Genomic DNA, 7,768 nt, shown 5'->3' on the forward strand with positions numbered 1-7,768 from the left:
TGATGGACATCATGACGCGAGCGCTCCTTCTTAGCGGCCGCAGCGAGGTCTGAGAAAGCCGGACCCCCTCGTTGCGGAGTGAGTCGCGCGCCCGGCGCCCCCTTCACCAACAGCCGAGGAAGTCATGAACAACCAGCGCGTCACCATCCCCGCCCAGACCGCGAGCGGGATGCCGTACCACCGCTACACCGCCTTCGAGCCGGTCACCGTGCCGGACCGCACCTGGCCCGACCAGAAGATCACGCACGCGCCGCGGTGGCTCTCCACCGACCTGCGTGACGGCAACCAGGCGCTCATCGACCCGATGAGCCCCTCGCGCAAGATGAAGATGTTCGAGCTCCTGGTGAAGATGGGCTACAAGGAGATCGAGGTCGGCTTCCCGGCCGCCAGCCAGACCGACTTCGACTTCGTGCGCCAGCTGGTCGAGGAGGACCGGATCCCCGACGACGTACGGGTCTCCGTGCTGACCCAGGCCCGCGAGGACCTGATCGCGCGCACCGTCGAGTCGCTCAAGGGCGCCGACAAGGCGACCGTCCACCTCTACAACGCGACCGCCCCGCTGTTCCAGCGCGTCGTCTTCGGCGTGACCGAGGCCGAGTGCATCGCGATCGCGACCCGCGGCACCGAGTGGGTCATGAAGTACGCCGAGCAGCTCCTGGCCGGCACGGACTTCGGCTACCAGTACAGCCCCGAGATCTTCACCCAGACCCCGACGGACTTCGCGCTCGAGGTCTGCGAGCGGGTCTCCGACGTGTGGCAGCCGGAGGAGGGTCGCGAGATCATCCTGAACCTGCCGGCCACCGTCGAGATGTCCACGCCCAACACCTACGCCGACCAGATCGAGTACTTCGGCCGCAACCTGTCGCGCCGGGCGCACAGCATCATCAGCCTGCACCCCCACAACGACCGCGGCACCGCCGTCGCGGCCACCGAGCTGGCCCTGATGGCCGGCGCGGACCGGGTCGAGGGCTGCCTGTTCGGCCACGGCGAGCGCACCGGCAACGTCGACCTGGTGACGCTGGGCATGAACCTGTTCAGCCAGGGCATCGACCCGCAGGTCGACTTCTCCGAGATCGACGAGATCCGCCGCACGGTCGAGTACTGCACGCAGCTGCCCGTCCACCCGCGCCACCCGTGGGCCGGCGACCTCGTCTACACCGCCTTCTCGGGCTCCCACCAGGACGCCATCAAGAAGGGCCTGGAGGACCTCGACCGGATCGCGGCCGAGCAGGGCAAGCCCGTCGGTGAGGTCCCGTGGGAGGCGCCGTACCTGCCCATCGACCCGAAGGACGTCGGCCGCACCTACGAGGCCGTGATCCGGGTCAACAGCCAGTCCGGCAAGGGCGGTGTCGCCTACGTCCTCAAGGCCGAGCACAGCCTGGACCTGCCGCGCCGTGCGCAGATCGAGTTCAGCCGGGTCATCCAGCAGCACACCGACTCCCAGGGCGGCGAGGTGACGCCGGAGGCGATCTGGGCGATCTTCCGCAAGGAGTACCTCGACCGCGAGGAGCCCTACAGCCTGGTCGCCTTCTCCTCCACGACCGACCAGAGCGGCGACGACCGCCAGGAGGTCCAGCTCCGCGTCCGTGGCGAGGAGCAGACCTTCACCGGCATGGGCAACGGCCCGGTCGCGGCCTTCGTCGACGGCATGCGCCAGGCCGGCGCCGACATCCGGGTGCTCGACTACGCCGAGCACGCGCTGTCCTCCGGCGGCGACGCCCTCGCGGCGGCGTACGTCGAGTGCGAGATCGCCGGCGAGATCGTCTGGGGCATCGGCATCCACCACAACATCGTCACCGCGTCGCTCCGCGCGGTCGTGTGCGCGGCCAACCGGGCCCGGACCACGACCATCCCCGCTGTACCGATCGCGCCCGTCGGCTGACCTTCGCGGACGCCCCGGGCCTTTCCGTCCCGCGCGCAGTAGCGTCTGCGCGCGGGACCCGGGGCGATCCACCACACTGAGGAGAAGCACCATGGCAGGACGAGCGGCACTGGCCTCGGAGCAGGTCGGCCAGTTCTTCGTCGAGGGGGCGCGCGGCCGCGACCGCCTCGAGTTCACCGAGTACGGCGCCGGTGAGGCCTGGGTCGTGCTCCTCCCGCCGCTGCTCGTGCCCCGCAGCGTCCACGACCACGCCGCCCGGACCCTCGCCGCGTCCGGCCTGCACGTGCTGGTCCTCGACCCGCTCGGCCACGGCGGCTCCGACCGTCCGGCCGACCCGCTGTCGTACTCCGTGCCGGCCTTCGCGGACCAGGTCGTCGCGCTGCTCGACCACGTCGGCGCCTCCCGTGCCGTCGTCGGCGGCAGCTCGCTCGGCGCCAATGTCGCGCTCGAGGTCGCGGTCGCCGCGCCCGAGCGGGTGGCCGGCCTGCTCCTGGACGGCCCCGTCCTCGACAACGCGCTGGCTGCGCAGCTCGCCGTGCTCGCCCCGGTGATGTACGCGGCCCGCTTCGCCCCCCTGCCGCTGCGCCTGGTCCGCCTGGCCTCCCGCCCGCTGCCGTCGCGCCTCCTCCCGGAGTGGGTGCGGCTGGCCCGCGAGACCCTCGACCAGAAGCCCGGCACCGTCGCCGCCGTGATCCACGGCGTGCTCTTCGGTCGCCTCGCCCCCTCCGCCACGGAGCGCTCCGCGATCACCGCCCGCGCACTCGTCCTCTCCCGCCCGCGCGACCCGTTCCACCCGGTCGGCGACGCGGAGCAGCTGGCCGGCGAGATCGCCGGCGCCACGCTCGAGCACGCCGAGGTGCCGCTGGAGTGGCGACGCCGGCCGGAGCGGCTCGACCTGGTGGTGACCCGGTTCGCGCGGGAGTGCTCGCGCGGCTCGCTGCGTGGGCGGCGTACCCGCTCGTCGTAGGAGCTGTCGGCCTCAGCAGCCCGCGGCGTACACGTAGCAGCGCAGGGCCGGCTCCTTGGCGAGCAGCGGCGCGCCGCTGAACGTGATGCCCGGCAGCACCGTGCTGACGAGGTTCGGCAGCGCGGCGAGGATCGGCGCGAAGCCCACGACGTCGGCGGGGTCGATGCCCGGCATGAAGAGGCGGGTGCACCACTTCCGGTCGATCCGCGCGGCGCTGGCCGGGCCGTCGTGGTCCAGCGCGTCCATCACGATGGCGTACATCGCGGGGCTCACCGTGCCGGTGGTGACGTGCTCGTACGGGTCGAGGGCGCACACCGACTGGATCGGGATGTTCGCGATCCGGCCGCTGCCGGTCGTCAGCGCGGACGACGGCGGAGGGACGACCACCTCGTCGAGCATCGTGTACGCGTTGGTGTAGTCGATACCGGCGAAGGTCTCCGCGCGGCTGTTGAGCGCCTTCGTGAACGCCGAGCCGGCCTTCTGCTGCCAGACGGCCGGCACGCACCTCGTCAGGCCCGGGATGCAGCCGGCGAGGACCGCCGTACCGTGGTTGGAGGGGGCCATGCCGATCATCTCGGCGACCTTGCTGCGGGTGTCGGGCCAGAAGCGCAGCGCCCAGCGCGGGTTCATGCCGCCCTGGCTGTGGCCGAGGATCGCGATCCTGCGGCCGGTGGTGGCGTGCATGCGGCGGATCGCGTTGACGAGGTACTCGCCCGCGACCTGGATGTCGCCGAAGGTGTGGAAGGGCATCGTCACCATGCAGTAGTAGCGGCCCTGCTTCGCGAACACCTTCGCCCAGTTCCACGCGTAGTTCTCGACGGGCGTGACGCTGGTGGCGGGGTTGAGCAGGATCGGCCGCGGCCCCGTCCTCGGGTTGCCGTGGCAGCTCAGCGAGCCGGCGAGCGTCGCCGCCGGGACCGAGAGCCGTGGCCCGGGCCGGTCCAGGGGTGCGTACGACGGCGTCCCGGTGTCGGCGACGGCCGGGGCCGCGGTGACGACGGCGCCGAGCAGGGCGAGGCAGGCGAGGAGGCTGGCGAGCAGGCGACGCATGGCCCTCCAACGGGGTGGCGCCGCGTTTCGTCACGCCGCACCCCGCAGAATGGGAGGGTGCCGCTCTACCGTGACGAGGCGATCGTCCTGCGCACCCACAAGCTGGGTGAGGCGGACCGCATCATCACGATGCTGACCCGTGAGAACGGCCGGATCCGCGCGGTGGCGAAGGGCGTGCGTCGTACGACCTCCCGGTGGGGGTCGCGCCTCGAGCCGTTCACCCACGTCGACCTCCAGCTGGCCGAGGGGCGCAACCTCGACACGGTGACCCAGGCCGAGACCCGCGGGGCGTACGCCGCCTCGATCGGCCTCGACTACGAGCGCTACACCGCCGGCACGGCCATGCTCGAGACCGCCGAGCGCCTCGTCGTCGAGGAGCGCGAGCCCGCGCGCCAGCAGTTCGCGCTGCTGCTCGGGGCGCTGAACGCGATGGCCACGGGCAACCGGCGTCCCGGCCACGTCATGGACTCCTACCTGCTGCGCTCGCTCGCCATCGCCGGCTACACGCCCGCCTTCGTCGACTGCGCCCACTGCGGCCGGCCGCCCGTGACCGCGACCGGCGAGCTGGTCAACCACCGCTGGTTCAACCCGTCGATGGGCGGCGTGCTCTGCTCCACCTGTCGCATCCCCGGCTCCGCCACCCCGGCCGCCGAGACGCTGACCCTGCTCGGCGCGCTGCTCGCCGGCAACTGGCCGGTCGTCGAGGCCGCCGAACCGCGCCACGTCAAGGAGGCCAACGGCCTCGTCGCGGCGTTCGTGCAGTGGCAGCTCGAGCGCGGCCTGCGCTCGCTGGCGTACGTCGAGCGCTGACCCCGGCTCCCGCGGCCGGGTGACCCGGCGGGTGACAGTCCGGTCGGTTTACGGGACGGGATCACCAGACTCGGCTAGTTTCCGAAGTCCGAGGTCCTCGACTCCCGCGGGCCCCGTGTCCTGGGAAGGCTCCTCCCATGAAGCTCCGCTCCGCCCTGCTCCCGACGCTGATCGCCCTGCTCGCGTCGCTTCTCGCCGTCCTCGGCCCGCTGCCACCGGCCGTCGCCGACCCCGCTCCCGCGCAGGTCACCGGCACCGTGATCGACGCGGTCACGAGTGACCTGCTCGCCGGCGCCCACGTCGCCTTCTACGCCGACGTCGACGAGAACGGCATGCCCGACGGAGCGGCGATCGCCAGCACCGTCGCCACGGACGGGAGCTTCGACGTCTTCGTGCCGGCGGGCAGCGTCGTCGGCATCGCCGAGGCCGAGGGCTACGAGCCGCGGCAGACCGAGGTCCTGCACCTCGTGTCCGCGGAGGAGACGATCCTGCAGCTCGACCTGACGCCGATCGACGACGGCACCGGTACGGGCACCGTCAGCGGTTTCGCCGCCGACGCGCTCGCCAACACGCCGCTCGCCGGTGCTGCGGTCTCGATCTACGCCGACGCCGACGTGGACGGCCAGCCGGACGGCGCCGCGGTCGCGACGACGAGTGCAGCAGTCAACGGCACGTGGGAGCTGACCGTTCCGGCGGGGAAGTACGTCATCCAGGTGGCGCACCCGACGTACGAGACGTGGTCGTCGTACCCGGGTCGGGCGCCAGTGACGGTGACCTCCGGCGGTTCGATCACCAACGTCGAGGCCTACCTGCAGCGGGTGCCGCCGACGACCGGCCACGTGTCCGGCCACGTCACGGACCAGGACACGGCAGCCGGGATCGCCGGTGCGACGGTCGTCGTCTACAAGGACGACGACGGGAACGGCTTCCCGGACGAGGCGAACCCGGTGGCACTCACGACCACCGACGCCGAGGCACTCTGGGCGAGCACTCTCCCCGTCGGGAGCTACGTCGCCAGCGCCAGCGCGGAGGACTACGACTCCGGCGTGCACGGAACCTTCACGGTCACCGCGGGCGGCGAGCTGACCGTGGACTTCGCGCTGGAGCCGACCACCCCGCCGGGGGAGCTGGGCTCCACGATCGCCGGGCTCCTGACCGACACCGCCGGCACCCCGCTCGGCGGGATCGAGGTCTGCGCGTGGACGGCGAGCGACACCATCCAGGCCTGCGTCGACACCGACGCCGACGGCCGCTACGCCCTCGCCGGACTGCCCGCCGGCAGCTACCGCATCTGCTACAACGACCGTCTCCCCGCACCGGGTGAGTGGGCGACGTACGAGATGCTGCGCTGGTACCTCGACAAGGGGAGTCGGCCCTTTGTGACGCCGGTCGTGGTCGACGGCACCGTCACGACGACGACCCTGAGCACGGTCCGGCTGCGCAAGCTCGCGAGGATCAAGGGAGTCGTCGGCGCGCCGGCGCTCGTCGGTGCCACCAGTGCCGCAGGCACCGTCGAGGTGTACGACGAGGACGGCGAGCGGGTCGCGGTCGCTCCGATCAGCTCCAACGGTGCCTACGAGGTCGGTGGACTCCTGCCCGGGGCCTACCGCGTGAAGGCCTCCGGCTCGCGCTTCATCGGCAACGACGAGTACCCCTACATCCGGCAGTTCTGGTCGCGGCGCTACTCCTTCGCGAGCGCCACGCCCATCGCGCTGGGGGTGGGCGAGGTCCGGACCGGCATCGACATCCTGCTCGGCCGCACCCTGCTGGCGACCGCGCGCCCGGTCATCACCGGCCGCCGGATCGTCGGCGCGACCCTCCGGGCCGGCCGCGGCACGTGGAACCGCCAGGTCGGAACGACCTACACGTTCACGTGGCGTCGAGGCACGAGGGTGCTCAGCCACGCCGCGACCTACCGCGTGGTGCGGGCCGACGCGGGCCGGGCGCTCACCGTCACGGTCACCGCGAAGGACCCGGACGGCTGGCTCCTCAGTGGGTCGTCGGCCGCCACGACCGGGGTGATCCGGCAGTGAGGGCCCTGACAGACTTCACCTCGTGACCCGTGCCTCCCGACGCTCCCGCGCCGCCACGCCGATCCCGCCCCGGGCCGCGCCGCTCCCGCCGACGCCGCACCCCTCCGGGGTCCGGCCGCCGGCGCTCCCGCCGGAGCTGGTGCCGAACCACGTCGCCATCGTCATGGACGGCAACGGGCGGTGGGCCAAGGAGCGCGGCCTGCCGCGCACCCGGGGGCACGAGGAGGGCGAGTCCAGCCTGTTCGACGTGGTCGAGGGGGCCATCGAGATCGGCGTGAAGGCGGTCTCGGCGTATGCCTTCTCGACCGAGAACTGGTCGCGCAGCCCCGACGAGGTGAAGTTCCTGATGGGCTTCAACCGCGACGTCGTCCGACGCCGGCGCGAGGAGATGCATGAGCGCGGGATCCGGGTTCGGTGGGCCGGCCGGGCGCCGAAGCTGTGGAAGTCGGTCATCGACGAGCTCCGCACCACCGAGGAGCTGACGAAGCACAACGACGTCCTCACGCTGACGATGTGCGTCAACTACGGGGGCCGCTCCGAGCTCGGTGACGCGGCCCGCGGGCTGGCCCGCGACGTGGCCGCCGGTCGCGTGAACCCCGAGCGGGTCGACGAGCGCACGCTCGGCAAGTACCTCTACGTCCCCGAGCTCGCCGACGCCGACTTGATCTGGCGGACGTCGGGGGAGCAACGGCTCTCGAACTTCATGCTCTACCAGGCGGCGTACGCCGAGTTCGTGTTCAGCGACGTGCTCTGGCCCGACGTCGACCGGCGGCACCTGTGGGCGGCGATCGACGAGTACGCGCGCCGCGACCGGCGCTACGGCGGCGCGATGCCGAACCCGGGCACCTGACGTTCAGCTGGTGGTGCGTGAGTCGGGTGTCGTGCGGGGGCTTCTTGCGGTGGCTCCTGAGGCGGCCGCGCGGTAGCCGACCGACCCCCGGCGTCAAGGACGTCGCTGCGCTCCGTCGCTGCGCTCCGCCGCTTCGCGGCGCCCTTCGGGCGTCCTTGACCCCGGGGCCCTGTCGG

At 72.2% G+C, this 7,768-nt stretch carries 6 protein-coding genes; 5 read left to right on the forward strand and 1 reads right to left on the reverse strand.

Annotated elements, in window-relative coordinates; translation table 11 throughout:
* Positions 1-124 precede the first annotated feature (124 nt).
* On the forward strand, positions 125-1,882 hold the full coding sequence (leuA, locus tag ASE20_RS07385) for a 2-isopropylmalate synthase (RefSeq protein ID WP_056893935.1): 1,758 nt from the start codon (positions 125-127) through the stop codon (positions 1,880-1,882).
* 91 nt (positions 1,883-1,973) lie between these two features.
* Complete coding sequence (locus tag ASE20_RS07390; protein ID WP_056893936.1) at positions 1,974-2,849, forward strand: alpha/beta fold hydrolase; 876 nt, start codon at positions 1,974-1,976, stop codon at positions 2,847-2,849.
* A gap of 12 nt (positions 2,850-2,861) precedes the next feature.
* Here ASE20_RS07390 and ASE20_RS07395 read toward each other — a convergent pair whose 3' ends face one another.
* Complete coding sequence (locus tag ASE20_RS07395; protein ID WP_056893937.1) at positions 2,862-3,899, reverse strand: lipase family alpha/beta hydrolase; 1,038 nt, start codon at positions 3,897-3,899, stop codon at positions 2,862-2,864.
* Between the two features lie 57 nt (positions 3,900-3,956).
* On the opposite strand from ASE20_RS07395, the gene recO reads away from it, so the two are divergent.
* The 3 genes from recO (at position 3,957) to ASE20_RS07410 (ending at position 7,592) form a co-directional block, all read left to right on the forward strand.
* Positions 3,957-4,709 carry a DNA repair protein RecO gene (recO, locus tag ASE20_RS07400; protein WP_056893938.1) on the forward strand — a complete coding sequence of 251 codons (753 nt, stop codon included), beginning with the start codon at positions 3,957-3,959 and terminating at the stop codon, positions 4,707-4,709.
* A 137-nt stretch (positions 4,710-4,846) separates the two neighbouring features.
* On the forward strand, positions 4,847-6,742 hold the full coding sequence (locus ASE20_RS07405; protein ID WP_056893939.1) for a collagen binding domain-containing protein: 1,896 nt from the start codon (positions 4,847-4,849) through the stop codon (positions 6,740-6,742).
* 22 nt (positions 6,743-6,764) lie between these two features.
* Positions 6,765-7,592, forward strand: a complete 828-nt coding sequence (locus tag ASE20_RS07410) for an isoprenyl transferase (RefSeq protein WP_082612240.1) — start codon at positions 6,765-6,767, stop codon at positions 7,590-7,592.
* The last annotated feature ends 176 nt before the right edge of the window (positions 7,593-7,768 follow it).

This window comes from Nocardioides sp. Root240, from assembly GCF_001428825.1.
Taxonomy (GTDB): Bacteria; Actinomycetota; Actinomycetes; order Propionibacteriales; family Nocardioidaceae; genus Nocardioides.